This window comes from Ereboglobus sp. PH5-10 (assembly GCF_029504735.1).
Lineage (GTDB): Bacteria > Verrucomicrobiota > Verrucomicrobiia > Opitutales > Opitutaceae > Ereboglobus.
In genome coordinates, this window is record NZ_JAQFIP010000008.1 from 35,036 (window position 1) to 61,619 (window position 26,584).

A 26,584-nucleotide genomic window follows, 5' to 3' on the forward strand; every position below is an offset into this window, starting at 1 on the left:
ATCATCGTCGATCAAGTTTCATCCGTGCGAAGGCCTCGTATGAATTTCCCCAGTGATATTGCGGTCGTTTTGGCGTCCAGCGGATAGGTTTCCCCGCCTGAATAAATGACCCATTGCCGTGTGGCCTTTATGTCTGCGCAACCTATGTGGAATCCTTTGCTCACGGTTGGCGCGAGGCCTTTTTTGATCTCCACTGCCCAGCGGCAGCGCTTGGGCAACTCCATAACAAGGTCAATTTCCGCGCCCGCCGAGGTTCGGTAAAAATAACAATGCGCGCCCTCGGGCATGGCCGCGATTATGTTTTCGATCACATGCCCCTCCCAAGAGGCTCCGGCGACTGGATGTCCGAGCAAGTCGTCCTCGGTGTCAATACCAAGCAGACAATGAAGCAGGCCGGTGTCGCGAAAATAGATTTTCGGTGATTTCACCAGGCGTTTGCCGACGTTTTGATGCCACGGTTCGAGACGGCGGACGAGCAGGAGATCGACGAACAAATCCAGATACGAGGCGACCGTCTTGCCATCAACCCCGAGCGACTGGGCGATGGTGGCGGCGTTGTGCAGTCCGCCATGCCGGTGCGCGAGCATCGTCCAAAAGCGGCGCAATGTTTCCGCGGGAATGCGCGGGCCAAGCTGAGGGATGTCTCGTTCGAGGTAAGTGCGAATAAAGTCCCGCCGCCACGACATGCTGGCTGCGTCGGTTTTGGCCGTGAAACTTTCGGGGAAACCTCCGCGCACCCAGAGCGCGGAGGCATGTTTTTGGCCGACCTCCTCAAGCGTGAGCGGGCTAAGTTCAATGTAACTGATGCGCCCGGCGAGGGATTCGCTGGATTGTCGCAGAAGGTCGAGCGACGCGGAACCGAGCAGCAGAAATCGTCCGTTCTTTTTCTGACGCCGAATGCGGTCAATACTGCCACGCAGGGTTTGAAAGAGCCCGGGTTTGCGCTGGATTTCATCGAGAATCACGCAGTCGTCCTCGTGCTTCGAGAGATAGAGTTCCGGGTCGCTGAGTTTCGCCAAGTCGCTTTCGGATTCGAGGTCGAGATAAACCGAGGAAGGCATGGAGTCGGCCACGGTGATCGCGAGGGTCGTCTTGCCGACTTGCCGAGGTCCAAGCAATGCGACTGCCGAACGTTCGGACAGGCGTGCTTTCAACAATGGAAGGATATGGCGGGCAATCATACCACCTCGCATTTATGGAGTCGCATTCCAGAAATGCAAGGATGATTACATGGCAATAAAGAGCGCCAAATTGACCAATCCCGCACCAATCTAGCAATTAATTCGCATCAACCGACGGTATCCACGCCTCGTCAGTGAGGACGAAGAAATAGCCGATCACCCTTTCCTTTTTCCGCGCATCTCCGCCTGAATCGTCGCGCGCATTTCGCGCCAGCGGGCGAGCCGCTCGGCGATTCGCGCCTCCGAGCCCGCCGTCTTCGGCGTGAACAAAGACACCGGTTTTTCCAGGTAGGCCTGTCCCGAAATATTCTCCGGGTAATCGTGCGCATACATGTAGTCCCTGCCCTGCCCCATGCGTTTGTTCGCCTGGCCGCTGCTTGAACGGCAGGACTCCGGCACTCGCTGCACCACGCCGCTCGCGATCTGCGCCTTCGCCGCGTGCAGGCCGAGCGTGATCGAGTTGCTCTTGCACGCGCACGCGATGTAAACTGTCGCGTGCGCCAGCGCGTATTCGCACTCCGGAAGGCCGACAAAATCGCACGCATGATGCGCCGCCACCGCCAGCGGCAACGCCAGCGGATCGGCCAGTCCCACGTCCTCCGACGCCAGAATCACCAAGCGGCGCGCGATAAATCGCGGGTCTTCGCCGCCCGCCAGCATTTTGGCCAGCCAGTAAAGCGCCGCGTCCGGATCGCTGCCGCGGCAGCTTTTGATAAAAACCGAAATTGTGTCGTAATGCTCGTCCTCGTCGGCGTCATAGCGCACGCGCCGCTCGCGCGCGAACGCCTCCAGTTCCTCCGGCGTGATCTCGCGTTTCGCACCGCCCTCAGCCGGCGGCATGCTCAGCACGATCACCTCGAGCGAATTGAGCGCGCGCCGCAAATCGCCGTCGCACAGCACCGCCAAGTCCGACAGCACCGCATCGCTCGCGGTCACGCCATGCGAGCCAAGGCCGCGCTCGGAATCGGCCAGCGCGCGCTTCAGCACACCCGCCACCGACGAGGCCGAGAGCGGCTCCAGCCGGAACAAATGACTGCGGCTCAGCAGCGGCGGATTCACATAAAATCCCGGATTGTGCGTCGTCGCGCCGATGAGCCGGATGTAGCCTTCCTCGACATCCGGCAGCAGCAAATCCTGCTGCGATTTGTTGAAACGGTGCAGCTCGTCAATGAACAACAGCGTCGGCGAGTCCGGCTGCGATCGCGCCTCCGCCAAAATCTCGCGCAGCTCCGCCACGTTGGACATCACCGCGTTGATGCGCACGAACCGGCTATTCGTCTCGCGCGCGATCACCTCCGCGAAACTCGTTTTCCCGCAACCCGGCGGTCCGTAAAAAATCAGGCTGCCAAAACGGTTGCTCGCGATCAAACGCGGCAGCAGCGCGCCCTTCGCCGTCAAATGCTCCTGTCCGACGATTTCGTCCAGAGCGCGCGGCCGCATTCGCGCCGCCAGCGGTTGCGCCGCCGAGGGTTTTTGCGGCATCGCGCTCAAAGCGCGCGCGCCGCGCGCCTTGCCCTTCGGTGCGAAACTCCCGCCAAAAAGATCAGCCTGTTCATCAAGTGCCATGTTGCCGCGACCAAACCAAATCCCCGAGCCCTCGGCAAGCACGGGAACGGCCCGTCGCCCGCCCGGCTTTTGCCCGGCGGGCTTAAAAAATCCATAAACTGAATTAAAAAACACCCTAAAATGAAATTTCACCTCGCCCTGCACCCCATCATTTGAGAGCGCTTTTGTGTGCGCAGAAGCACACAAACCCACAACCCGGCAAAACCCTTCGCAAACATGAAAACAAAAAACACATTTCTGTTGCTCATCGCTGCTCCTTTGCTCGCCGTCGCCCTTCTCATTTCCGGCTGCGGCAAGAAAGAAGCCGACCTCACCGTGCTCCGCGTGGGTTACTTTCCCAATATTACCCACGCCCAGGGCGTCATCGGCCGCGCCTCGACCGACGACGGCAAAGGCTGGTTCGAGCAACGCCTCGGCCCCGGCGTCAAGGTCCACTGGTATGCCTACAACGCCGGGCCCACCGCGATGGAGGCCATGATCGCCGGCTCCATCGACATGACCTACGTCGGCCCCAACCCCGCCCTCAACGCCTACATGCGTTCGCGCGGCGATGAAATCCGCGTCATCGCGGGCGCGGCCTACGGCGGTGCCGCGCTCCTCGTGCGCCCCGCCGCAAACATCAAGACGCCAGCCGACTTTCGCGGCAAAAAAATCGCCACGCCCCAGTTCGCCAACACGCAGGACATCGCCGCGCGCGTCTGGCTCAAATCGCACGGCTTCAACGTCACGCAAACCGGCGGCGACGTCTCCATCCTCCCCGCCGCCAATCCCGACCAGCTTCTGCTCTTTCAGCAAGGCAAGATCGACGCCGTCTGGACCATCGAACCCTGGGTCTCGCGCATCGAACGCGAGGCAGGCGGCAAACCCTTCATCGAACAAACCGACGCCATCACCACCATCCTCGTCGCCAGCAGCGGCGCGTTGAGGGACAAGCGCGCGCTCGTGGAAAAATTCCTCCAGGGACACCGCGAACTCACCGCGTGGATCAACGAGCACTCCGCCGAGGCGCAAGCCCTCGTCCAGCGCGGCATCACCAACACCGTGAAGCGCGAAATCCCGCTCGACCTCGTGCAAGCCTCCTGGAAACGCCTCCATTTCACAACCGATGTGAAACTCGCCCCATTCGAGGAACTCGTCACCCAAACCCGCGAGCTCGGCTTCATCAAGGACGACACCAAACTCGACCGCTTCATCGACACAAGCATCTCCAAATAATTTTGGATTGCGCGCCGCCGCGCGCCGCCGAGATTGAAGCCGGAGCGGCAGCTCCCCATCAAAAAACCCTATCCAAAATCCAAAATTTCAATGGGCATTCAACAGGAACTCGAAAACGAGGCGCCATCGAAACTTTCAGTGCGCAACATTTCGAAAATTTTTCATTCGAAACACCAAATCGTGCGCGCGCTCGACGGCGTCTCGCTCGAAATCAACGAGGGCGAGTTCGTGTGCCTCGTCGGCCCCAGCGGCTGCGGCAAAAGCACGCTCCTGAACATCATCGCCGGCCTCGACCAGGCCGACGAGGGCTCCGTGCTCTCGGACGGCCAGCGCATCTCCGGCCCGGGGCGCGACCGCATGGTCATGTTTCAAGAGCACGCGCTCTTTCCCTGGCTCGACGTGCTCGACAACGTCATGTTCGGCCTCCGCCTCAAGCCCAACCTCAAGACCAACGAACGCCGCGAAGTCGCCAAGTATTACCTGCACCTAGTCGGTCTCGACAACTTTCTGCACGCCAACATCCACGAACTCTCCGGCGGCATGAAGCAGCGCGTCGCCCTCGCCCGCGCCCTCGCGCCCAACCCCAAGGTCCTTCTCATGGACGAACCCTTCGGCGCTCTCGACGCCCTCACACGCGAACAACTCTACCGTGACATCCAGCGCATCTGGGCGCAGCGAAAAAAGACCATCGTCTTCGTCACACACAACGTCCGCGAAGCCGTCTGCCTCGGCGACCGCGTCGTGCTCTTCTCCCCGCACCCCGGGCGCATCCGGCATGAGTATCCCATCACCCTCCCCCGTCCGCGAGACATCAACAGCGTTTCACTCGCCGAAAAATCCGGCGAGATTCTCCAAGCCCTGAAAGGCTACCTCAACGACGGCGTGGTCACCGCCGCCAACAGCCGCACACCCTTCAACACAGACGGAGCCGCCGAATGAAAACCCGCATTATCTCCGCCATCGCATTTTTCCTTCTCCTGCTCGTCGCATGGGAGGCCGCCTCGCTCCTCGGATGGGTCAACCGCATCCTCATCCCCGCGCCCAGCGATGTGCTCCGCTATCTCTACGGCGCGGTCCTCGATGGCTCGCTCGCCTCCGCCGCGCTCGTCACCGTCAAGCGACTCCTTCTCGGCTACCTTTGCGGCATCGTCATCGGGCTGCCCCTCGGCCTTGTCACCGCCCGCTTCAAACTTTTTCAGGACACCATCGGCCTGCTTGCCCTCGGCCTGCAAACCCTGCCAAGCGTTTGTTGGGTGCCGCTCGCGATCATCTGGTTCGGGCAAACCGAGTCCGCCATGTTTTTTGTCGTGGTCATGGGCACGCTCTGGTCGGTGATCATAGCGACCGAGACGGGCGTGCGCACCATCCCGCCCATCTACGCCCGCGCCGCGCGCACCATGGGCTCGCGCGGCATCCACACATGGGTGCATGTCATGCTCCCCGCCTCGCTGCCCTTCATCGTGAGCGGCATGAAACAAGGCTGGGCCTTCGCGTGGCGCTCGCTCATGGCCGCCGAAATCTACGTGACAATCCTCACCGGGTTCGGCCTCGGCCACCTGCTGCACTACGGTCGCGAACTCAACGCGATGGAGCAAGTCATCGGTGTCATGTTTGTGATTGTTGTGATCGGCCTGCTCGCCGACAAGGTCCTCTTCTCGCCGTGGGAGCGCTTCCTCCACCGCCGCTGGGGCACGCAAGGCAGCCGCTGATGCGGCGCGCGCGGCGAGGTTTACGGTTTACAGCTTGCGGTTTACAGTTACCCAAACAGTAACATCCGCAATCCGGCGCGGAAGCGCCCAACCGTAAACCGCAAACCCACCCGCACCCTTCCAATCGTGCCCGCCTCAACTGACGCATCCACGCCCGTTTCCCTCATCATCACGATGTCCGCCATCTGCATCGCGGGATTGTTTCTGCTGTGGCATTGGGAACTGGGCCCCACCGCGCGCAAGACCGTGCAATACTCGCGCGTCCGGCACATCGCCGCCTCGTGGCCCTATTTCGCGGCAATGTGCATCCTCGTGGTTTTCGCCGCCTTTTTCGCGCAAAGCCTCTTCGTGCAATGCTGCAAGTGGATTCATTCCGACTTTTCCCTTAACAACGGCTTCAACCAGATGCTCTCGCAAGGGGCGTTCGACATTGGCGCAATCGCCGCGGTGCTCTACGCCCGGCGCTTTCTTCTGGTCATGGAACGCCTGCCCCGCCTCGCAATCCTCGCGCACGCGCAACCCAAGCCAGCCAAGCCAATCCCGCTGCTCCAGGCCATTCTCGTTGGCATCGGGGTTTTCTGCATCGCGCGCACGGTTTTCATTCCGGTTGCGTTCGCCTGGGACTGGTTGCTCGACCGCGCCGGTGCCGAGGCCGCAAGCCAGGATCTCGTCCAAATTTTCATCAACGAAACTTCGCCCGCCCGCATTGCCGCGCTTGCTTTCATAGCCGTGGTCATCGCGCCTGTCACCGAGGAGGCGATTTTTCGCGGGGGGCTTTTTGGCTACATCCGCACCCGCACCCAGCGCCTGATCGCGCTCATCATCCCCTCGTTTGTTTTCGCGCTGGTGCATTTTAACCTGCGCGTGTTTCCGCTCCTCTTCATTTTCGGCGTCATCCTTTCGGTTTCCTACGAGCGCACCGGACGCCTCACGGTTCCAATCATCGCGCACGCACTGCTAAACCTCAGCACAATCCTCACCATTCTCCTCGGCCTTGCAAACTAGCCTCCAATCCCCGCGCCCTCCGACGCCCGCGCCAGCCAACACACATGCACCCGTTTAGCAGCAAACCCGGCGAAACCGTTTCCGCGCTCGGCGAGGAAAAACTCATCGCATCCATCCGCCGCTGGCTCGGCCCCGTCTCGCCGCCCGCGCCGCTCGGCATCGGCGACGATTGCGCCGTTCTCGCGCCCTCGAAACGCGCCCAAGCCGTCACCGTCGACCCCGTCATTTACGGGCGCCATTTCGACGACGCCGTGCCGCCGCGCGCGGTCGGGGCAAAGCTCCTCAAGCGCAACCTCAGCGACCTCGCCGCAATGGGCGCCGCGCCCGTCGCCGCCGTGCTCGCAATCACGCTCGATCCGGGCGTGCGCATCGCATGGCTCGAACAATTCTACCGCGGACTCGCCTCCTGCGCGCGCGCATACCGGCTTCGCGTCATCGGCGGCGACATCGCGCAAAACACCGGGGCGCTCGCCGCCAGCCTCACGCTCATCGGACGCGCCACGACGTCCCGCATGCTCCTGCGCACCGGGGCGCGCTCGGGCGACCACATCTGCGCAACCGGCGCGCTCGGCGGCAGCCTGCTGGGAAAACATTATCGCTTCACGCCGCGCCTCGCCGAGGGCGCGTGGCTCGCCGCGCAACCCGAGGTTCGCTCGATGATGGACATCAGCGACGGCATCGCAAAAGACCTTCACTCGCTCACGCCCGCCGGGGCGCGGGCGGAGATCGACGCCACGGCCATTCCGATCAGCGCCGCCGCGAAAAAAATGGCGCGCGGCGACAACCGCCCTCCCCTCGCCCACGCGCTTTGCGACGGCGAGGACTACGAGCTCCTCTTCACCGTCGCCTCAAAAACAAACGTCCCCGCCTTCGAGAAAAAATGGCGCGCGCGTTTTCCGAAAACCCCGCTCGCTCGCATCGGCAGATTTGTCCCGTTGCACGCGCCGCGCGCCCCCGGTGCCATCGACCTAGCCGCCCATCACGGCTATGAACACCTCGCAATCGCCCGCTGATGTTTGTGAGGTTCACGATTTACAGTTCACCGTTTACAGTTATCCAAGCCACCAAAGTTCCAACCGGCGCGCCCGCGCCCAACTGAAAACCGCAAACCGTAATCCGCTAACTCCGCCTCCGGCTTCTCCCGTGTCCGATTTTCTCCAACAACTCCGCGCCGGCCTCACCACGCATTCCGCAGAGGAAACACGCTCGCTCGCCGAACGCCTCGCGCACGTGCTTCCGCGCAACGCCACGCTCGCGCTGCATGGCGATCTCGGCGCGGGCAAAACAACCTTCGTTCAGGGTCTTGCGCACGGTCTCGGCATCCAAAGCTCAATCACAAGCCCCACGTTCACCATCTTCACAATCCACCGCGGCCCGATTGCCAGCCTCGTTCACCTCGACGCCTACCGCCTCGAAAACGACCGCCAAATCGACTCGCTCATGCTGGAGGATTTTCTGATCACGCCCTACATCCTCGCCGTTGAGTGGCCTGAAAAAATCGCCTCATGGCTTCCCGAAACCGCCTGGCATTTCAGCCTCGGAATCACCCCCGAACAAAATCACTTCGTGCGTCTGGACAAATCCGCGGCGTAGCCACAGGCAAAAACGAAGAAGCCATTTCGCTGACGGGCAAATGTCCGCCTCCACACTGCGCGCGGCCACATTTTCAAACGATTGACCTCAATCATATTTTAAAAACAATCGCGCCTCACAAATTTGAATCCTCATGCGCGTCCCCCTGCATATTGTTGAAGCCCGTCGCGAGCGGCTTCGCACCCTTATCCGGCACGACGGCTTTCTGCCCATCGCCGACATTTGCGCGCGGCTGAGCATTTCCGAGGCCACCGCACGCCGCGACCTCGCTGCAATCGAGGCGGAGGGACACATCACGCGCACTTACGGCGGCGCGCTGGCCGATTACAACATCTCCTTCGCGTCGATCGGCGAACGCGCCAAGCGCGCCCGTTCGGCCAAGGCGCTCATTGCGCGCGCCGCAATCAAACGCGCGCCACTCCACGGCACGATCTTCCTCGACGCGGGCACGACGGTGCTTGCGCTTGCGCGGCTGCTCGCGCGGCGTCCGGGGCAGCAGCTCACCGTCGTCACCAACAGCCTCGCCATCGCCTCGGTGATCGGCGGCGCGCCCGGCATCACGCTGCATTTGCTCGGAGGCGTTTTCCTGCACCGCCAGGCGTCGCTTTTCAACAAGCACGCGCCGGACGCGCTGGCGGATTGGAAATTCGACGCCGCCTTTCTGGGCGGCGAGGCGATGAACCCGAAGGGGGTTTTTAATTCGCATCCCGAGCTCGTGCAGTTGCAGCGCGCGGTGCTCGACCATGCGGCGAAAAATGTTTTTTGCATCGACGCCACCAAGCTCGCCCGCGACACGCCGCACCACGTCATCGCGTGGGACAAAGTCGGCTGCCTCGTCACGAACACAACGCCGGCGCAACTCGCCGAGGCCGGAATCGAGCTGGACAAAAGCCGGATCGTTCCCGCGTAAACCGCGCGAAGTGATTTCGCAGCGACGGAACCCTCCTGCGGTTTTTTAGTCAATCAAGCGCCAGCAACGTTTTCACGCGACGGCCAATCGCCTCGGAGGGCTCGATCACACGCGCACGCCCGGCGGCAAGCTCGGTGATCAGTTCCTTGATCCAGTGATAATGCGTGCAACCAAGCACGATCACGTCGGCGCCCTGCTCGCACACACCCTCGATCGTTTTCTGAATGTGCGAGCGGTTCATCAGATTGTTTTCGATCAGGCACGCCCACTCACCGCAATCCGGCTCGATGATGCGCAACCCTGCCCCGTAATCGCGCACGAGCCGTTTGTAACGCGCGCTGGTCAGCGTCGCCGACGTTGCGCAAACCGCGACGATTTTGCCGCGCGTCAACGCGGCCGCAGTTTTCACCATTGGCTCAATGCCGATGAATTTTTGCGCGGGATATTTTTCGCGAAGCGCGTCGATTGCGAGCGCGGTGGCGGTGTTGCACGCAAGAATGATCACATCGCATTTGCTCGCGAGCAGCGACTGGATCGCCGCGTCTGTCAGGCATAGCACGGCTTCGGGTGATTTGCCGCCGTAGGGCACATTGGCGCGGTCGTTGACAACGAGAACCTCCGCCCCGGGAAAAGTTTTTCGCAATGCGTCGGCCACTGCTTCGCCGCCGATGCCGCTGTCAAATACGCCTAGTTTCATGCTCGAAGACAGGATGGACAGGATCGGCAGGATTCAATCCGAAAAAACAGGCGCGCCCCGGCATGCGTCCCGAAAAACGCGCGGGCATTAATATTTGTCGCACAGCGTCGTTTACCTCATGGATTATTCCACTCCCCGCCATGAAAACATCATAAGGCGCCACCCTCCCTCACCCTTTCCCCTGCCGTCTGTAGTGCTCGCGATATTCGCGCGGGGATTTGCCGGTGCGGGCGGCGAACATGCGCATGAATGACGACAGCGACGAGTAACCGCTGCCTCGCGACACGGCTTCCAGCGGCATCTCCGTTTGCCGCAGCAACCGCCTCGCGTTTTGCAGGCGCAACTCGACAAAAAAATCGTGCACGGTTTGCCCAAGGTCGGCGTTGAACGCGCGCTCGAGCGTGCGTCGCGACATGCCCACCGCCTCCGCAACCTCGTCGGTGCCGATCAATCTGTGGCTTTCCGCGCGTATGAAATCGACCGCCTTCAACACCGCGGGGCGCGCGGGCGGGAGGCGGTCCGTCGAGGCGCGGCTGACAACTTCCAGCGGCGCGACGCGCTGCCAGCGTTGTGCTGGGGATTCGCCGGACAGCAGGCGTTCGAGCGTTTCCGCCGCGGCGCGTCCGATTCGGCGCGTCGGCAGGGCCACGCTGGTGAGGCGCGGCAGGGTCAGTTCGCAAATCAATTCGTCGTCGCCGATTCCGATCACGCCAACTTCGTCTGGCACGCGGATTCCCGCCCAGCGGCACGCGGCGAGCACGCGCTCGCCCATCTTGTCGTCAAAGGCGAGCACGCCCACGGGTTTTGGCAGCGAGCGCAGCCAGCGCATCAGTTTTTCAATGTCCATCTGTCCATCGCGCCGCTGGTCCTCAAATGTGTGCCCGGCCGGGCCCGAGAGTTCCATGAGGTGTTTCGCGCGCGCCGACGACGGGCTGCTGCCCGCGAGTCCGCAGTATCCGAAAAACTCGAATCCCACCGCGCGGAGATGCTCGACCGCCACGCGCACGAGCGCCTCGTCGTCCACGAACACGGCCGCGTCGTCCAGCGGCAGGTGGCGCGCGCTTGTCTCCACGCAAACCACGTCCTTGTTTTTCACCGCCTCCTGCAACTCGCGCGAGCGGTCGTAAAAGATCGCGCCGTCCAGCGAAATGCCCGCGAGTTTCGCGATCTCGTCCGCGTTGTCCTGCCGGATCAGGTAGAGACGCCAGTTTCGCTCGAGCGCGTATTGGTAGCAACCGAGCAGGCGCTCGCGCCCCGGGCCGTCGCGGGTGTCGATGCACACGGCGACATGCAGCGGATCGCCGGGCTTGCGGCGTGCGCGGGGCTTGTTGCGGTTGCGAGGCATGCGTCGAGAAGAAGCGTTCCGCCAGTGCCGGTCAATAGACCTCTTCGTGAAATCATCGGCTTGGGGAGCGCGCGCGTCCCGCGTGCTGGTTTGGGCGTCCCGCCCGAACCCTCGCCCATGCGCGGCGGGACGCCGCACAAGACACGCGGGACGCGTGTGCTCCCCGGAAAGAATTCGTCTCCGTCCGTGTTTCTCATTTCCCGGGTCAATGTCGCAAAATAGAAACGGGTTGCCGCAAATGGCTGTTTGCCTTCGCGGGTCGCGAATTCAGCCTTTGCGGACATGTATTCCCCCATGCGTTTTCTCGCCGCCTGCGTCGGCGCCATCGGCTTGGTCACCCCTCTTTTTGCGCAAGACGAATCACCCTCGCGCACCGTGGCCGGCTGGGAACGCTGGCCCGCCGCCGGAGTGAAAACGCTTTCGTCCGAGGCCGCGCCCAACGAATCCGGCTGGCTCGAACTGACCGCACCACGCGACGCAAAACGCGCCGGCATTTCCGTGAGACCGGAGGCGGGCGCGGGCTCGTGGGATTTGGAGGCGTTTGCCGAAATCGCCGTGCCGTTCCGCAACCTCGGGACGGAGCCGGTTGATGTTGAGCTTGCGGTGTTCGACGCCGCCTCGGCCACCGGGCCGGTCAAAATTCATCACAGGCACTATCGCGCCCCCGCGACGCTGCCCGTGGGCGGTCAGGTCGTGTGGGTAACGGTGCCGATCACCGGCAAAAACAAATCGCCGCTCGACGGCAAACTGATCTCGCTCGTCGGCAAGCCGCGGGAGTTCGCCCGCCACGGGGTCATGGACGGCGCAAGCATCGCGCGCATCGAAATCCATGCAAAAAACGCGCGCGCCGGACAACGTTTCGCCATCGGCAAAGTCGTCGCGCGCGGCGTGCCCGAACCGTGGCGCGACTGGCCGGAGAGCCGCGTGTTTCCGCTCGTGGACGAGTTTGGTCAATACGCGCACCGCGCGTGGCCGGGCAAAATAAAATCGGAGCGCGATTTCGCCGCGCGCCTGAAAGCCGAGGACGCCGACATCGCCGCGCATCCACGCCCCGCAAAATGGAACCGCTACGGCGGCTGGGCGTCTGGGCCGCAACAACGCGCGACCGGATTTTTCCGCGTCGAAAAAATCGACGGCCAGTGGTGGCTCGTCGATCCGGAGGGGCGGCTCTTTTGGTCGCACGGCGTGGTGCGCGTCGCCACGCTTCAGCGCGTCGGCGGCGTTTATCGCGGCACGCCGCTTCCCGACCGCGAGCATTTCTTCACGCTGCCGCCAAAGGATTCCGCGTCGCCGCTCGCGCGGTTTTACGGCGACGAGTCGCCCTCGACGCGCGGCTATTATTTGGGAAAAGGCAGGCATGCCGTTTATGATTTTCTTGAGGCCAATCTTTTCCGCAAACACGGCGCGGACTGGGAGGCGGCGCACAAGGCGCGCGCGCTGCGGCGCCTCGAAAGCTGGGGATTGAACACCATCGCCAACTCCTCCGATCCCGACATTTACCTGCGCCGCAAATTTCCCTACACGGCGATTCTCTACTCCGCGCCGATGGGCGCGTCGGAGTTTCGCATCGAGGCCTCCGGCGGAAGCTGGGGCAAGCTGCCCGATCCGTTCGACCCCGCGTGGGAGCGGCACATGGAGCGCACCATGCGCACCGAGTTGAGGGAGTCGCTCAACGACCCGTGGTGCCTCGGTTTCTTCGCGGACAACGAGCTGCGCTGGGGCAACTCGTGGCATGCCGCCGAGGTCACGCTCGCCTCACCGGCCTCGCAACCCGCCAAGCGCGCTCTCGTTTCCGTGCTGCGAAAAAAATACCGCGACATTGCCGCGCTGAACACCGCGTGGGCGACCGCGCACGAAAGTTGGGACGCGCTACTCGCCGCAACCGCGCCGCCCGACAAAACACACCCCGCCGCCAAGGCCGACCTCGAAATGTTGAGCGAACACATCGTCGAAAAATATTTCGCCGGCTGCCGCGCGGCGGTCAAGGCCGCGTCGCCGAATCACCTGTATCTCGGGGCGCGTTTCGCGGGCAGCGGCAGCGCGTTTGTAACGCGCGTGGCCGCGCGCCACTGCGACGTGATCAGCATCAACATCTACGCGTCGAGCCTCGCCACGCTTCCCGCCATCCTCGATACCGCGAAGGGCATGCCCGTGCTGATCGGCGAGTTTCACTTTGGCGCGCTTGATCGCGGGCCGTTTTGCGCCGCCCTCGTGCGCGTGGCCGACCAGGACGCCCGCGCGCTCGCCTACCGCGAATACGTGCGCAGCGGCCTGCGCAACCCGGCGATCATCGGCACGCATTGGTTTCAATATTACGACCAGCCGACGACCGGACGTTTCGACGGCGAGAATTACCAAACCGGCCTGCTCGACATTTGCGACACGCCCTACGCCGAAACCATCGAGGCCGTGCGCGACGTCGCCGCCACGCTCTACGAAACGCGGTTTGGGGTGCGCAAGTAAACCGGACGAAATTTCCGAAACACGACCGGCATGAAAATTCAAACCAAACGCTCGCCCATCCCCACGCATCCGTTTGCCGTTGTAACGCAGACTGCCAAGTCTGCCCTTGAAAAAATCACGCAATTAATGGAAGGCAGACTTGGCAGTCTGCGCTACGTTGGCCGCAATGTTGGCCGCACTGTAACCACGCCAAAGGCGTGTCACAACTTAGCCCAGGGTGGAGTCTGCGACACCCTGGGTATGCTATTTTTTGAATACAGCGCCCTGAAGGGGCGCAACAAATCAGCGCGCACCGTAACATGTTGTCGCGCCCCTTCAGGGCGCCGGTCTTGTGGTATCGGTAACCCGGGGTTGCGCGCTACGCGCTCACCCCGGGCTAAGTTGTGTGACGCCGTTGGCGTCGTGTATGCCGTCGTTCCACCAATGTTAAGCGATTTCCAATTCCATTCACCATGAAAGTCACCGCAATCGAAACACACATCTGCAACGCGTGGCGCACGAACTGGGTTTTTGTGCGCGTGCTCACCGACGACGGCATCCACGGCGTCGGCGAGGCCACGCTCGAATACCGCGAGCAAACCGTCGCGCAAGCGTGCAAGGAGCTTGAGCGCTACCTCGTCGGTCGCGATCCGTTCGACATCGAGGCGTTCTGGCACGACACCTACCGCGACGTTTACTGGCGCGGCGGCCCGGTGCTGATGAGCGCGCTCTCCGCCGTCGAAATGGCGCTCTGGGACATCAAGGGCAAGGCGCTCGGCGTGCCCGTGTGGCAGTTGCTCGGCGGACGCGTGCGCGACCGTGTGCCGTGCTACGCGAACGGCTGGTTCGCGCCGGCGGTGCGCCCGGACGAGTTTGCGGAAAAAGCGCGCGTCGCCGTCGCGCAGGGTTTCCGCGGACTGAAATGGGACCCGTTCGGCTCGGCCTACATGAACATCGGCAAGCGCGAACTCAACGACGCGATGGCGTGCGTGCAGGCCGTTGTCGAGGCGGTCGGCCCCGACGTGGATATTTTGATCGAGGGCCACGGACGTTTCAACGTGCCCACGGCGATCCGCATCGCGCAACGGCTGGAGGAGTTTGACATCACCTGGTTCGAGGAGCCGGTGCCGCCGGACAACCTCGACGCGCTCGCCGAGGTGAAGCAGCGCGTGCGCGTGCCCATCGCCGCCGGCGAACGCCTTTACAGCCGCTGGGATTTTCGCGCGCTCCTGCAACGCGGCGCCGCCGACTACGTGCAGCCCGACGTGAGCCATGCGGGCGGAATCGGCGAGCTGCGCAAAATCGCCGCGATGGCCGAGACGCATCACATCGCGATCTGCCCGCACAACCCGTCCGGCCCGGTCGCCAACGCCGCCACGCTGCAACTCGCCGCGTGCACGACCAACTTTTTCCTGCTCGAAACCATGTCGAACGACGTGCCGCACCGCCGCGAAATCAGCACCGAGCAGGCGCGTTTCGAGGCGGGCGCGCTGCTCATCCCCGACGGGCCCGGCCTCGGCATCGACCTGCGCATTGATGAAATTGCGAAGCATCCCTACGAGCCGCGCAACCTGCGGCACTACACCGGCGCGCTCACGCAAATCCGCCCGCCTGACGCCGTCTCCTACTTCAATCCCGAAACTTCAAACACTCCGAAAAAACAACAATGAACTTCCAAGGAAAACACGTGCTCGTCACGGGCGCGGCAGCCAACTCCGGCTTCGCCATCGCGCGCCGCTTCGCCGCCGCGGGCGCGCAAGTCGCGATCAACGACATCGACCCCGACGCCACCGCGCGCGCCGCCGCCGAAATCAGCGAAGCCACCGGAGCGGACGTGCTCGCGCTGCCCGCCGACCTCACGAAACGCGAGGGCATCGCGGGCATGTTCCGGCAAGTGCGCGACAAGTGGGGCCGGCTCGACATCCTCGTGAACAACGCCGTGCAGCACGCCATCGGCCACTCGTTCGCGGACATGCCGTTCGAAGTGATGGAAAACGTCGTCCGCGTGAACCTCATGGGCACGTTTTTGTGCGGCCAGGAAGCCGCGCGGCTCATGATCGCGCAAGGCGGCGGGGCGATTGTGAACCTCGGCTCCAACACCGCGCAGCGCGCCATCCGCAACCGCAGCATTTATTGCGCGACAAAGGGCGCGATCGAGGCGCTCACCCGCGCGATGGCGCTCGAGCTCGGCGGGCACAACATCCGCGTCAACACCGTCGTGCCCGGTTACATTCGCACCAACCGCTGGGATCACATCACGCCCGAAACCGCCGCGCAGCGACGCGCCATCGTGCCCATCGGCTGGGAATCGACGGGCGACGACATCGCCGACTCGGTGCTCTTTCTCGCCTCGGAACAGGCGCGCCGCATCACCGGCTCCCGGCTGGTGATTGACGGCGGCTGCTCGGTCCAACTCGTCCCGCAAGCACTCGAAACATGAAACCAGCCGCCGCAAATCCCGTAGGGGCGCACCTTGCGTGCGCCCTCGTGCTAGCCCGCTTTGGGTGTGCGCACGCGCACAGTCCTTCGCATACGAGGGCGCACGCAAGGTGCGCCCCTACAAGACCAAACCAAATCGAAGCACGCATTAGACCCCAAAAACCAAAACATCTGGCATGAAACCTCAAAAACCACTCCGTCCGGGCTACAAATGGGAGCTGCTCGCGCTGCTCTGCCTGGCGTTTTTCTTCCACCAGGGCGACCGCGCGATCTTCGGCGTGGTGCTGCCGCAAATCCGCGCCGAGCTGCTGCTCACCGGTTCGCAGGAGGGCCTGGTCGGCTCGGTGCTCTTCTTCACGCTCGCCATCCTGATGCCCTTCGCGGGTTTTGTCGGCGATCGTTTTTCCAAGACGCGCGTCATCACCGGCTGCTTGATATTCTGGAGCACCGCCACGCTCTTCACCGGCTTCGCCGGCGGCGTGGTCGCGCTCGTGGCGTTGCGCAGCGTGGCGACCGCGGGCGGCGAGGCCTTTTACGCGCCCTCGGCGTATTCTCTGCTCGCCAAGTTTCACCGCTCGACGCGCAGCATCGCCATGTCCGTCCACCAAACCGCGCTCTACATCGGCGTGATGACCAGCGGCTTCCTCGGAGGCTGGATCGCCGATTGCTGGGGCTGGCGCTCCGCGTTCTACGTGTTCGGCGGCTGCGGCATTTTGCTCGGCTTTGTGTTCATCTTCCGCCTGCGCGACACAAACGACGACAAGTCGCTCGAACCCCCGCCCGCGGACGCGCCGCCCGCCGCCGCCCCCGTAGCGGAGCCGACGCTCTTCCAGTCGTTCGCCATGATCTTTCGCACGCCGACGGCGCTGCTGCTCACGGTCGCGTTCACCGCCATCGTTTGCGTGAACAACGCCTACGTCGTCTGGGCCCCCTCGTTTCTCCAGGACAAGTTCAACCTCTCGCTCACGCTGGCGGGCGGCTACGCGATGTTCTTCCACCACTTCGGCGCCATGGCCGGCGTGCTCGCCGGCGGCGCGTTTTCGGACTACCGCGCGCGCACCCGCCCGACCGCGCGCCTGGAGTTGCAAACCGTCGCGATGGCGCTCGGCGCGCCGGCGATTTTCTGGATGGCCATGGCGCCGGGCCTCGTCTCCGTGTGCGTTGCCATGACCGCCTTCGGCCTCTTCCGCGGCCTCTACGAATGCAACACCCACGCCTCGCTCTTCGACGTGATTCCGCCGCGCTTCCGCGCCACCGCCGTGTCGATGATGACCATGATGGCGTTTCTCGTCGGCTCGCTCTCGCCGCTGCTGCTCGGACGCATGAAGGACATTTACACCGACGGCTCCGGGCTCACGCGCGGGTTCGCCGTGCTCGCCTCGCTTTACCTCGTCGGCGCCATCGCCGTGGGTTTCGCCCGCGCGCGCACATTCCGCCGCGACCGCGTCGGTCTGGTTTGATTTTTCCCAAAACCGGACAATAATTCCGCCCATGAAATTCCCCCGCGCCGCCGCACGCCTCCTTGTCATTCCGGCCCTGCTATGCGTCCTCGCGACGTCCGCGTTTTCCGCGCTGCCGAAAACCGGGCGGGCCGGACCCGTCACGTGGAGCAATCCGCTTCTCGAAAAGACGTTCCCGCTGCTCGCCGTCCTCGAAAGCGATCCCGCCGTCGGCGCCGCGCTCGCCGCGCATCCCGAACTCGCCGCGCTTGCGCAAGCCAAGTTCCGCGCGATCCCGGCCTCCGCCGCGGCGAGCAAGGACGCGACAACCCTCGACGCCCTCACCGCGCAAATCGACCCGCTCCTCTGGTCCGACGCCGAGATTCAGCAAGTCGCCGAAATCCTCCGCGGCCTCCTCGCCGACAGTCCCGCGCTCCGCGCCGCCGTCCGCGACAACCTTCGCCCGAGCGGTCTCTTCGCGCTCCACGAAAAGCTTCCCGACGCCGATTTCCTCGCGCGCGCCTGGGGTGATGCCGCCGGCATGGTCAACCTCGTCATCAAAACCTACGCGCTCGGAGTTCCGCCCCGCTACGCAAAAATCGACGCGCTCGCCTACGATCCCGCCTCCGCCTACCACGTCAAAACGACCCGCGAACTTCTCGTGCTCGTGCGCGACGACCCCGAGGCCGCGCGGCTCTTCATCCAGCCCTCGCTCCGTTTCGCGGTCATGCTCCTGCAAGCGCACCAGCGCGATTATGCCGGACGTTTTGAGCCGTTGCACGCGGGTGAAAACCAGGCCGCATTTGCCCGCGCCGCGAAGATTGATTGGACGCGTTACAAGCACACCGCCCTGCTCGTGCTCGGCCACGGCGCGCACATCTCCGGCGTGCCCCTCAGTCCGACGGGCCGCGCCTCGCTCGACGCCGCCATCCGCCGCTTCCGCGAGGGCGACTCCGCGTTTCTGGTGCTGACCGGCGGCTACGTCTGGCCCTCCGGCACCAATTATTGCGAGGCGGTTGAAATGAAGCGCGTCGTTGTCCGCGACTTCGGCGTGCCGGAGGAGTGCGTCATCATCGACCCGCACGCCCGCCACACCACCACCAATTACCGCAACACCGCGCGCTTGTTCATCCGCCTCGGCGCGCCCCTGGACAAAACCATCCGCGTGCTCACCACCGACACGCACGTGAACTACATCGTCAGCCCGCGCTTCCAAAGAAACGCCAAAAAGGAGCTCGGCTATTCGCCGTTCACGCTCGTCTCCCAAGCCGGCCCGCTCGAACTCATAGGCAGGCTCTCCCCGCTCTCCACCCAAGTCGGCGCCGACCCGCTCGACCCATGACGGTGTTTTGGAAAATTGAAAATGCGCGCCCACCCATCCCCGACGGGGATGCGTCTTTTAGCCCGGGGTTGGTGCGAGGAACGAGCGCCTACCCCGGGTGGGATAAAAAAGAAAACACAACCCTGAAAGGGTTGCGTTCGTTGAAAACGCACGGTGCGCAAACAGGCCACAACCCCGTCGGGGTTGGTTGTAATGCTTATCATTCCCGGGGTAGCTCGCCGCGCTCGCAACCCCGGGCTAAAAGACAGAAGCCCGTTGGGCTTCATGCAATGTCAGTTTTTTAAACCCAATAACATGAAACCAAAATCCCTCACCTCACTCCTCCGCATTGTCGCGCCCGCCCTCCTCGCCACGGCCCTGTGCCTCCCCGCGACGGCACAAACCGTCCATCCGAAGGCGGCGCCCGTGCAGCTCAAACGGATTGGCAAAGTCACCCCGCGCGCATCGGTCGAAGGCGTCAGCCCGCGCATCGGCATCGGCTTCGAAAAACTCGACCGCAATGTCTTCGATCCGGAAAAAGCCTACGACAAAGTCGGCGCGCTCGGCGTCAAGTGGGTGCGCATCCAGTCCGGCTGGCAGCGCACCGAAAAAGTTCGCGGCCAGTATGATTTCGCGTGGCTCGACAGCGTGGTGGACAACCTCATCAAGCGCGGCATGACGCCGTGGATCAACCTCTGCTACGGCAACGAACTCTACACGCCCGAGGCGAAAAAATATTTCGGCGCCGTCGGCGTGCCGCCCGTGAAAACCGGGGAGGAAAGACGCGCGTGGGCCGCCTACGTCACGGCCGTCGTCAAGCATTTCAAGGGACGCGTCCAACTCTACGAAATCTGGAACGAACCCAACGCGCTCAACTGTTGGAAAACCGGCGTGAATCCGGCGGAATACGGCGAGTTTGTGATCGCCACATCGAAGGCGATCCGCGCCGTCGATCCCTCCGCGCAAATCGCGGGCGGTGTCACCTCCGGCTCGCTCAAGCACCTCGGCTACATGGCCGCCGCGCTCGAAACCGGCATGGCCGCGCACCTCGACATTTTCTCGTATCACTATTACGCGATCACGGAGCTCGGATACAAAAACCGCTACGACGCCATGCGCGCGCTCGTGCGCGCCCACAACCCCGACATCAAAATGGTGCAGGGCGAGTCCGGCACGCAATCGCGCCCCGACGGACGCGGCGCGTTGCGCTACCGCGCGTGGACGCCGCAAAACCAGGCCAAGCTGTTGCTGCGACACCTCGTCACCGACATTTCGTTCGATGTCGATTTCACCTCGTATTTCACGACCGTTGACATGATCGAGGCACTCGACGGCAAAGTCGGCGAAAAAGCCTCGTATCTGGATTATGGATATTTCGGCGTGCTCGGCGCGGACTTCGACGAGGACGGCCGCTCCACCGGCGAATACACGCCCAAGCCCTCCTACTACGCGCTGCAAAACCTCTGCTCCGTTTTCACCGACGACGTCACCACGGGAAACATTGCGCTGCAAATCGTCCCCGGCGAAGGCGCATACGGAAAGGAAGTCGGTTTCGACGATCATCCCCTGCAATATCTCGCATTGGAAAAGTCCAACGGCGCGCGCGGCTTCCTCTACTGGAACGCGACCGACCTGCTCACGACGAGCTTCGAAAGCGCGACCACGATGATATTCACCGGCCTTCCGAAACCCGTGCGCCTAGTGGACCTGATCACCGGCGACGTCTATGAAGTGCCCGACGAAATGATGGTCCAATCGCGCTACAAGGGCAATTCCTGGACCCTGAAAAACATCCGCATAACCGACTACCCGCTGCTGCTGACGTTTGGTGATTTTGTGAAGTTCGAGCCGAGTAAAAAATAACCGAAATCGAGCCGTAAGGGCGTCGCAAGCGGCGCCCCTACGCATGAAATTTTCGAGGTTAAGATTTCCGACGTTGTTTGCGCCTGATGCGGCGTCTTTCGGCTTCCTCAGCGACGTTTTTTTCGTGTTTCGCTTTTTCAATTTTGTATCGGCGGATAGCCGCTACAAAAAGACAGAGCCCCATGACAAGCACAGCGGCGCCCATAATTTGCGCGCTGGCGCCTGTCATCAATCCTGCACCTCTTTTTCCAGTGAAAGTTTTTGTTCTGATGTCATTGGCGCCACCAGCAATCAAAAGTGTAGCTACAAAAAATAGCCCCCAGTATGAAGTTCTGACAGATTTTGGATAAAACCGGCTCAGTAGAAAACCAATCAAGAGAGGCCCGCCTAAAAACACCAAAAAACGCTGTATCGTGCCCCAGTCCATTGGAAAACGGTGTCCTCAAAACCTCGGCATTCCACCACCGCCCTTGGCCTGCATGGCTTGCATCTGGCGCATCATTTTGCGGCCTCCGCCGCCCTTCAGCATCTTCATCATTTTTTGCATTTGCTGAAATTGTTTCATGAGCTGGTTGACCTCTATGATTTTCACGCCCGCGCCGTTCGCGATGCGCAGGCGGCGGCTGCCGTTCAGGAGCTCGGGCTTGCGGCGCTCCTGCGGCGTCATCGAGAGAATGATCGCCTCGGTGCGCGCCATTTGTTTCTCGGCGTCGCCGTCTAGTTTGACGCCGTTCATGCCCGGAAGCATGCCCATGATGCTTTCCATCGAGCCCATTTTTTTGATCTGGCGCATCTGCCCGAGAAAATCCTCCAGGTTGAAGTCGGCCTTGCGGAGTTTCTCCGCCATCTTTTCCGCCTCCTTCTGGTCGATGTTTTCCTGCGCGCGCTCGACGAGCGAAACCACGTCGCCCATGCCAAGGATGCGCGAGGCAAGGCGGTCGGGATAAAATATCTCGAAGTTTTCCGTCTTCTCACCGGTGCCGACAAACTTGATCGGCACGCCCGTGATCGACTTGATCGAGAGCGCCGCGCCGCCGCGCGCGTCGCCGTCGAGCTTGGTGAGGATGAGGCCGGTGAGTTGCAGCGCGTCGTTGAACGCCTTTGCCACGTTGACCGCCTCCTGGCCAAGCGCGCCGTCGGCGACGAGAAACACCTCGTCGGGTTGCACGCGGGCGCGAAGTTTTTTCACCTCGTCGATCAGCGTCTCGTCAATTTGCAGGCGTCCGGCGGTGTCAAAAATAATCGCGTCGCACGTCGCCTCGCGAGCCGCCTCAAGCGCGGCCGCGCCAATGGCGGGAACGTCCTTCGAGTTGCGATCCGCGTAAAACGCGACCTCCTCCGCCTTCGCCAGAATCTCCAGTTGGTCGATGGCCGCCGGGCGGTAAATATCGCACGCCACAACCATCGGACGGTAGCCGCGTTTTTTGAGCAGTTTCGCGAGTTTGGCGCTTGATGTCGTTTTGCCCGAGCCGTGCAAGCCGACCATGAGCACCCTCAGCGGACGCGCCGCGGAAAGCTCGGTCGCGCCCTCTCCGAGCAAGCGCACCAATTCGTCGTTGATAATCTTGACGATTTGCTGGCCTGGCGAGACGCCCTTGAGCACTTCCCGCCCGACGCATTGCTGCTGCACGCGCTCCACGAATTCGCGCGCGACCTTGAAGTGCACGTCGGCGCCGAGCAGGGCCGCGCGCACTTCCTTGAGCGCCTCGGCCATGTTTTCCTCGGATAGTTTGCCAACCCCGCGGAGATTGCGGAGCGCCTGCGAAAGTTTGTCTGTGAGCGATTCGAACATGTGAAAAGCGCACAAATGAACTCACGCGCAAACAAATGGCCAGATTTGTTTGCGGCAAATTGCGAGCCTCGCCGGGCTCAACGGAATGCCGCGCTTTCAAACACGGCGATCCCTGTAGTTGATTTTTGAATACAAAAAAAACACCCGCGACTGGATTACGGGCGTTTTTGTCTTGGATTGGGTTTGGGAGCGGCGTCGCGGCCGCATGCGCCGATCACGCGGCGGGCACGATTTCGACACTCGTGAGTCCGATGCGGTCGATGGGCGTGCTGCGCTCGCCGGTGGGCTGCGTCGGAACGGTGGCGATGCGCTCGAGCACGTCGTCGCCGGCGATGAGTTCGCCAAAGGCGGTGTATTGCCTGTCGAGGAAACGCGCGTCACCGTGGCAGATGAAGAACTGGCTGCCGGCGGAGTCGGGATGCTGCGAGCGAGCCATCGAGATGACACCGCGCACGTGCGGCTTGGCGTTAAACTCGGCCTTGATCTGGTAGCCGGGACCGCCCGTGCCGGGCAGGCCGCTTTCGCCGTCCTTGGTATTGGGGCAGCCGCCCTGAATCATAAAGCCCTTGATGATGCGGTGAAACGCGGTGCCGTTGTAAAAACCCTCGCGCGCGAGTTTCTTGAAATTCTCCACGGTCTTGGGCGCGACGTCGGGCCAAAACTTGATGGTCATGTCGCCGTAGGAGGTTTTCAGGATCGCGTGTTCTTCGGGTGCTGTGTTGGTGGTGCTCATGTGTAAAAGGCCGAGAGACTGAAGGACAGAAGGGCTGAAAGGGAAGCAGAAACGGACGGTCAAAATTGATGGAGGTTCGAAAATAAAAATGAACGTCGGCTGGAGATTTTGTTGAATGCGGAGCGCGCAGGTTGTTTCCTTGGAGCCATCCCGAAATGTATTTGTTTTTAACAGGCCTGCTCGTCGGTGCGTTCGCGGCATTTTTGTTTTATTGCCGCGCGCGCCGCGGTGCCGCGCCCGCCGAGGACGACCGGCAGGTGGTTTCGCAGGAAACGCAAATCGTGGTGGATTTCATGCACCACATGGCGGAGGCGATGGCGGACAATCCCCGCCGCGAGGCGCTCTATCAGCGCATCGTGCACGCGTCGATTTTGTGCACGGGCGCGCTCAGCGCGTGCATATTTGAAAAAACCGCGGGCAACATGATGCGCGGCGTGGCGGTGGAGGGGCTATTCCCGCCGCACAAGCCGCTGCCGGACTCGGGCCGGGCGGGAATCATTTCGCGGGCGAAGTTCATCGAGCAGGTTTTGAAGTCGGAAACATTTCCCGTCGGCGATGGCGTGGTGGGAAACGTGGCGCAGACCGGCAAGGGGGAGTTGATTCCCGATGCGAAGGCCGACCCGCGCGTGGTCCGGCATTACGACCCGGCGCTTGAGGTGCGCTCGATCATCGCCGTGCCGGTGACATTTGGAAAACGGTTTTTCGGCGTGCTCGCGGTAACCAACCCGGCGGGCAGCCATCCGTTCACGCAAACGGATTTTTCACTGGTGCAATCGCTCGCCGAGCAGGCGGCGATCGCGTTGCACACGGTCGATTTCATCAACTTCCAACTGGAGAAAAAGCAGCTCGACATGGATCTCTCGCTCGCGAGCAACATCCAGCAAATGCTGCTGCCGCACGGGGTGCCGCAGATCGATGGGTTCGACATCGACACGCGTTACTCGCCCGCGCAAAAAGTGGGCGGCGATTTTTACGACTTGTTTGTGCTGTCCGAAACGAAGCTCGGCGTGGCGGTGGGCGATGTTTCGGGCAAGGGCGTCGCGGCATCGCTGCTGATGGCGATTTGTCGCACCAACCTGCGCCAGATCGCGCCGCGGTTCGAGTCGCCCGCGCGCGTGCTCGTGGAGCTCAACCACGTGCTGTCCGAGGACATCCAGCAGGGGCTCTACATCACGATGGTGTTTGCGATCATCGACACGGAATACAACGAGGTCACGTTTGCGCGCGCGGGGCACGAGCTGCCGTTTTTCGCGCGCGAGGATCGCGCGGACAAACACTTCAAGGGCGAGTTTATCGGCTCAGAGGGAATGCCCATCGGCATGGTGGAGGAGATGATTTTCGCCGAGATCATAAAGGACCGGCACGAACCGCTGATGCGCGGCGAGTCGCTCGTGCTCTACACCGACGGGATCACGGAAATGCCAAACGAAGACGGGAAGGAATTTTCCGGCGCGCGGCTCATGGACGCCGTCCGCGCATCGCGCAAGGGCAGCGCGAAGGAAATCAACGACCACGTGCTCGAAAGCGTGTCGCGCTTTGCCGGCCCGGAAAAGCAGCGCGACGATTACACGCTGGTGACGATCAAGCGCGTTTGAGCCGCGCACATGGCGTCCCTTGCCAACAGCGAACCCGCGGCGCAAAACAAATCACGGCAACGCCGCGGCGCCCGGAAAGCAGATGCGCTCCACGGCCTCGTTGAAGTCGGCCGCGCCTTGAAGAATCTCTATCTCGAGCCGCAGGTAATAGATCGGCACGGGGCACGGCATGCCGGGATCGATGCGCACGGCGTCCTTCTCGGTGGTCACGATAAACTCCACTTTTTTCTCGATCGCCTCTTTGAAGATCGATTCGAAATCCGATTTCTTAAACCGGTAATGATCGAGAAACCGGCGCGTGAAAACAATCGAGCCGCCGAGATCGCGAACAAACTTCTCGAAACTCTCCGGCACCGCGATTCCCGAAAACGTGCCCACTCGCTTGCCTTTCAGAAAATCAAGCGGCTGCTTCTCATCGGCTCCGGCGCCGAAGCGTTGCAAATACTGCGGGCGGTGCGCGCACTCGATAATGTCGGCGTGCGGATTGTGTTTTTTGATAAGCTCCTCCAGCTCCAGGTCGCGCTGGCCGTTGGACTTCGTGAGGAAAACGTAGCTCGCGCGCTTGATGTGCTTGATCGGCTCGCGCAGGATTCCGCGCGGCAGCAGGTTGCCATTGCCGAACGGGTTGGTCTTGTCAACGAGCAGCAGATTGAGCCGGCCCTTGAGCGGCAGGTATTGGAAACCGTCGTCGAGCACGAGCGTGTCGCAGCCGAATTTCTTGATCGCATACATGCCGGCTTTCACGCGGTTTTTGTCCACGAGCACGAGCACGCCCGGCAGGTTTCGAGCGAGCATGTAAGGCTCGTCGCCCGCGTGCTCCGAGTCGAGCAGCACGGTCTTGCCGTCGCTCACGATGCGCGGCGGCGGCTCCGCGGCGTGCGTAATCCAGTTGAGCCACTTGCGCCAAAACGGGGGCGACTTGCTCTTGTAGCCGCGGCTGAGGATGGCGACCTTGCGCCCGCGATCGCGAAGCGCCGCGGCGAATTTTTCCACCACGGGCGTCTTGCCCGTGCCGCCCACCGTGAGGTTTCCCACCACCACGACGAGGCACCCGAGCGGCTGATCGTGAAAAATGCGCCTCCGGTAAAGCCAGTAGCGCGCCTGCACAATCCCGCTGAACATGAACGACAGCACCTGCAAGAATCCCGCGAACAATGTCGCCGCCGTCCCCTCCGCGCGCCCGAAGATCACATCGATGGCGAAAGCTTCGAAGCTGCGGATTTTTCTTTGAAACCAGGAGGACATTTGCGGTGCGGGCTTTTACAAAAGGCGTGGATCGTTGCGGTTGGGATTGAGTATTGACGATGAGGGCGGTGTGGCGTTCGTTGGCAGACTTCTATCACGAAGTTGATCCAACCATGCAACTCAATCTCGTAAAATCCAAAATTCATCGTGCCGAAGTCACCGACATGAGCCTCAACTACGAGGGCAGCCTTGCCATCGACATCGAGCTCATGGAAATGGTCGGCCTGCGCCATTACGAAAAAATCCTCGTGAGCAACCTCGCCAACGGCGAACGCTTCGAAACCTACGCCATCCCCGCCCCCGCCGGTTCGCGCATCTTCAGCCTCAACGGCGCGACCGCCCACCTCGGCAAGCGCGGCGACCTCATCACGATCATGAACTTCGCCTTTGTTGACGAAAAGGAGGCCGAAAACTGGAAGCCGCAAGTGCTCCTCCTCTCCGAGGCGAACAAGAAAATCGTGAAACTTTCCCACAAGTGACGCGCGGCGGCCTGA

At 62.3% G+C, this 26,584-nt stretch carries 23 protein-coding genes; 15 read left to right on the forward strand and 8 right to left on the reverse strand.

What is annotated here, in order from left to right:
- Positions 1-11: 11 nt before the first annotated feature.
- Both M2447_RS08035 and M2447_RS08040 read right to left on the reverse strand, forming a co-directional pair.
- Positions 12-1,181 (reverse strand): ATP-binding protein, encoded by a 1,170-nt coding sequence (locus M2447_RS08035; RefSeq protein ID WP_343215383.1) that lies wholly within the window; start codon positions 1,179-1,181, stop codon positions 12-14.
- Positions 1,182-1,337: 156 nt separating this feature from the next.
- Positions 1,338-2,789 carry a replication-associated recombination protein A gene (locus M2447_RS08040; protein ID WP_277558144.1) on the reverse strand — a complete coding sequence of 484 codons (1,452 nt, stop codon included), beginning with the start codon at positions 2,787-2,789 and terminating at the stop codon, positions 1,338-1,340.
- Positions 2,790-2,963: 174 nt separating this feature from the next.
- Here M2447_RS08040 and M2447_RS08045 point away from each other — a divergent pair, with 174 nt between their 5' ends.
- The 7 genes from M2447_RS08045 to M2447_RS08075 all read left to right on the forward strand — a co-directional run bounded on the left by M2447_RS08045 (position 2,964) and on the right by M2447_RS08075 (position 9,179).
- Positions 2,964-3,962, forward strand: a complete 999-nt coding sequence (locus tag M2447_RS08045; protein WP_277558145.1) for an ABC transporter substrate-binding protein — start codon at positions 2,964-2,966, stop codon at positions 3,960-3,962.
- Positions 3,963-4,052: 90 nt separating this feature from the next.
- Entirely contained in the window at positions 4,053-4,901 is an 849-nt protein-coding gene (locus M2447_RS08050; RefSeq protein ID WP_277558147.1) for an ABC transporter ATP-binding protein, read from the forward strand.
- The gene (locus M2447_RS08055; RefSeq protein ID WP_108826257.1) at positions 4,898-5,671 is read left to right on the forward strand and encodes an ABC transporter permease; all 774 of its coding nucleotides are present in this window, start codon (positions 4,898-4,900) and stop codon (positions 5,669-5,671) included. Before M2447_RS08050 ends, M2447_RS08055 begins: the two co-directional genes overlap by 4 nt.
- A gap of 126 nt (positions 5,672-5,797) precedes the next feature.
- On the forward strand, positions 5,798-6,676 hold the full coding sequence (locus M2447_RS08060) for a type II CAAX endopeptidase family protein (protein WP_277558149.1): 879 nt from the start codon (positions 5,798-5,800) through the stop codon (positions 6,674-6,676).
- 44 nt (positions 6,677-6,720) lie between these two features.
- Entirely contained in the window at positions 6,721-7,689 is a 969-nt protein-coding gene (gene thiL, locus M2447_RS08065; protein WP_277558151.1) for a thiamine-phosphate kinase, read from the forward strand.
- A gap of 130 nt (positions 7,690-7,819) precedes the next feature.
- The gene (tsaE, locus tag M2447_RS08070) at positions 7,820-8,269 is read left to right on the forward strand and encodes a tRNA (adenosine(37)-N6)-threonylcarbamoyltransferase complex ATPase subunit type 1 TsaE (RefSeq protein WP_277558153.1); all 450 of its coding nucleotides are present in this window, start codon (positions 7,820-7,822) and stop codon (positions 8,267-8,269) included.
- A gap of 133 nt (positions 8,270-8,402) precedes the next feature.
- Entirely contained in the window at positions 8,403-9,179 is a 777-nt protein-coding gene (locus M2447_RS08075; protein WP_108826264.1) for a DeoR/GlpR family DNA-binding transcription regulator, read from the forward strand.
- A 49-nt stretch (positions 9,180-9,228) separates the two neighbouring features.
- Here M2447_RS08075 and M2447_RS08080 read toward each other — a convergent pair whose 3' ends face one another.
- Positions 9,229-9,876 (reverse strand): aspartate/glutamate racemase family protein, encoded by a 648-nt coding sequence (locus tag M2447_RS08080; protein WP_277558154.1) that lies wholly within the window; start codon positions 9,874-9,876, stop codon positions 9,229-9,231.
- Between the two features lie 169 nt (positions 9,877-10,045).
- Positions 10,046-11,221: a xylose operon transcription regulator XylR gene (locus M2447_RS08085; protein WP_277558155.1), complete on the reverse strand. Its 1,176-nt coding sequence runs from the start codon at positions 11,219-11,221 to the stop codon at positions 10,046-10,048.
- 282 nt (positions 11,222-11,503) lie between these two features.
- Here M2447_RS08085 and M2447_RS08090 point away from each other — a divergent pair, with 282 nt between their 5' ends.
- From M2447_RS08090 to M2447_RS08115, 6 genes are all read left to right on the forward strand, one after another.
- Positions 11,504-13,684, forward strand: coding sequence for a hypothetical protein (locus tag M2447_RS08090; RefSeq protein ID WP_277558156.1), 2,181 nt, complete (start codon positions 11,504-11,506; stop codon positions 13,682-13,684).
- Between the two features lie 452 nt (positions 13,685-14,136).
- Positions 14,137-15,333 carry a galactonate dehydratase gene (gene dgoD, locus M2447_RS08095; RefSeq protein ID WP_277558157.1) on the forward strand — a complete coding sequence of 399 codons (1,197 nt, stop codon included), beginning with the start codon at positions 14,137-14,139 and terminating at the stop codon, positions 15,331-15,333.
- The gene (locus M2447_RS08100) at positions 15,330-16,103 is read left to right on the forward strand and encodes an SDR family oxidoreductase (protein WP_277509555.1); all 774 of its coding nucleotides are present in this window, start codon (positions 15,330-15,332) and stop codon (positions 16,101-16,103) included. Before dgoD ends, M2447_RS08100 begins: the two co-directional genes overlap by 4 nt.
- A 175-nt stretch (positions 16,104-16,278) precedes the next feature.
- A complete protein-coding gene (locus tag M2447_RS08105) occupies positions 16,279-17,562 on the forward strand; it encodes an MFS transporter (protein ID WP_277558158.1) in 1,284 nt (427 codons plus the stop codon).
- 31 nt (positions 17,563-17,593) lie between these two features.
- Positions 17,594-18,883 carry a YdcF family protein gene (locus M2447_RS08110; protein WP_277558160.1) on the forward strand — a complete coding sequence of 430 codons (1,290 nt, stop codon included), beginning with the start codon at positions 17,594-17,596 and terminating at the stop codon, positions 18,881-18,883.
- A 294-nt stretch (positions 18,884-19,177) separates the two neighbouring features.
- Complete coding sequence (locus tag M2447_RS08115) at positions 19,178-20,725, forward strand: cellulase family glycosylhydrolase (RefSeq protein WP_277558161.1); 1,548 nt, start codon at positions 19,178-19,180, stop codon at positions 20,723-20,725.
- Positions 20,726-20,783: 58 nt separating this feature from the next.
- On the opposite strand, the gene M2447_RS08120 is transcribed toward M2447_RS08115, so the two are convergent.
- The 3 genes from M2447_RS08120 to M2447_RS08130 all read right to left on the reverse strand — a co-directional run bounded on the left by M2447_RS08120 (position 20,784) and on the right by M2447_RS08130 (position 23,250).
- Positions 20,784-21,152 (reverse strand): hypothetical protein, encoded by a 369-nt coding sequence (locus M2447_RS08120; protein WP_277509559.1) that lies wholly within the window; start codon positions 21,150-21,152, stop codon positions 20,784-20,786.
- Between the two features lie 15 nt (positions 21,153-21,167).
- Entirely contained in the window at positions 21,168-22,517 is a 1,350-nt protein-coding gene (ffh, locus tag M2447_RS08125) for a signal recognition particle protein (protein WP_277509560.1), read from the reverse strand.
- Positions 22,518-22,731: 214 nt separating this feature from the next.
- Positions 22,732-23,250, reverse strand: coding sequence for a peptidylprolyl isomerase (locus M2447_RS08130; RefSeq protein WP_277558163.1), 519 nt, complete (start codon positions 23,248-23,250; stop codon positions 22,732-22,734).
- 155 nt (positions 23,251-23,405) lie between these two features.
- On the opposite strand from M2447_RS08130, the gene M2447_RS08135 reads away from it, so the two are divergent.
- Positions 23,406-24,845 (forward strand): GAF domain-containing SpoIIE family protein phosphatase, encoded by a 1,440-nt coding sequence (locus tag M2447_RS08135; RefSeq protein ID WP_108826277.1) that lies wholly within the window; start codon positions 23,406-23,408, stop codon positions 24,843-24,845.
- Positions 24,846-24,896: 51 nt separating this feature from the next.
- Here M2447_RS08135 and lpxK read toward each other — a convergent pair whose 3' ends face one another.
- Positions 24,897-26,090 carry a tetraacyldisaccharide 4'-kinase gene (lpxK, locus tag M2447_RS08140; protein WP_277558164.1) on the reverse strand — a complete coding sequence of 398 codons (1,194 nt, stop codon included), beginning with the start codon at positions 26,088-26,090 and terminating at the stop codon, positions 24,897-24,899.
- A gap of 113 nt (positions 26,091-26,203) precedes the next feature.
- On the opposite strand from lpxK, the gene panD reads away from it, so the two are divergent.
- Entirely contained in the window at positions 26,204-26,569 is a 366-nt protein-coding gene (gene panD / locus M2447_RS08145; RefSeq protein WP_277509564.1) for an aspartate 1-decarboxylase, read from the forward strand.
- The last annotated feature ends 15 nt before the right edge of the window (positions 26,570-26,584 follow it).

Excerpts from the sequence above, each read along its gene's own strand:
- M2447_RS08035 (WP_343215383.1), bottom strand. The coding sequence starts at position 1,181 with ATGATTGCCCGCCATATCCTTCCATTGTTGAAAGCACGCCTGTCCGAA.
- M2447_RS08045 (WP_277558145.1), top strand. The coding sequence starts at position 2,964 with ATGAAAACAAAAAACACATTTCTGTTGCTCATCGCTGCTCCTTTGCTC.
- M2447_RS08050 (WP_277558147.1), top strand. The coding sequence starts at position 4,053 with ATGGGCATTCAACAGGAACTCGAAAACGAGGCGCCATCGAAACTTTCA.
- M2447_RS08055 (WP_108826257.1), top strand. The coding sequence starts at position 4,898 with ATGAAAACCCGCATTATCTCCGCCATCGCATTTTTCCTTCTCCTGCTC.
- thiL (WP_277558151.1), top strand. The coding sequence starts at position 6,721 with ATGCACCCGTTTAGCAGCAAACCCGGCGAAACCGTTTCCGCGCTCGGC.
- M2447_RS08075 (WP_108826264.1), top strand. The coding sequence starts at position 8,403 with ATGCGCGTCCCCCTGCATATTGTTGAAGCCCGTCGCGAGCGGCTTCGC.
- M2447_RS08080 (WP_277558154.1), bottom strand. The coding sequence starts at position 9,876 with ATGAAACTAGGCGTATTTGACAGCGGCATCGGCGGCGAAGCAGTGGCC.
- M2447_RS08085 (WP_277558155.1), bottom strand. The coding sequence starts at position 11,221 with ATGCCTCGCAACCGCAACAAGCCCCGCGCACGCCGCAAGCCCGGCGAT.
- M2447_RS08090 (WP_277558156.1), top strand. The coding sequence starts at position 11,504 with ATGTATTCCCCCATGCGTTTTCTCGCCGCCTGCGTCGGCGCCATCGGC.
- dgoD (WP_277558157.1), top strand. The coding sequence starts at position 14,137 with ATGAAAGTCACCGCAATCGAAACACACATCTGCAACGCGTGGCGCACG.
- M2447_RS08100 (WP_277509555.1), top strand. The coding sequence starts at position 15,330 with ATGAACTTCCAAGGAAAACACGTGCTCGTCACGGGCGCGGCAGCCAAC.
- M2447_RS08105 (WP_277558158.1), top strand. The coding sequence starts at position 16,279 with ATGAAACCTCAAAAACCACTCCGTCCGGGCTACAAATGGGAGCTGCTC.
- M2447_RS08110 (WP_277558160.1), top strand. The coding sequence starts at position 17,594 with ATGAAATTCCCCCGCGCCGCCGCACGCCTCCTTGTCATTCCGGCCCTG.
- M2447_RS08115 (WP_277558161.1), top strand. The coding sequence starts at position 19,178 with ATGAAACCAAAATCCCTCACCTCACTCCTCCGCATTGTCGCGCCCGCC.
- M2447_RS08120 (WP_277509559.1), bottom strand. The coding sequence starts at position 21,152 with ATGGACTGGGGCACGATACAGCGTTTTTTGGTGTTTTTAGGCGGGCCT.
- ffh (WP_277509560.1), bottom strand. The coding sequence starts at position 22,517 with ATGTTCGAATCGCTCACAGACAAACTTTCGCAGGCGCTCCGCAATCTC.
- M2447_RS08130 (WP_277558163.1), bottom strand. The coding sequence starts at position 23,250 with ATGAGCACCACCAACACAGCACCCGAAGAACACGCGATCCTGAAAACC.
- M2447_RS08135 (WP_108826277.1), top strand. The coding sequence starts at position 23,406 with ATGTATTTGTTTTTAACAGGCCTGCTCGTCGGTGCGTTCGCGGCATTT.
- lpxK (WP_277558164.1), bottom strand. The coding sequence starts at position 26,090 with ATGTCCTCCTGGTTTCAAAGAAAAATCCGCAGCTTCGAAGCTTTCGCC.
- panD (WP_277509564.1), top strand. The coding sequence starts at position 26,204 with ATGCAACTCAATCTCGTAAAATCCAAAATTCATCGTGCCGAAGTCACC.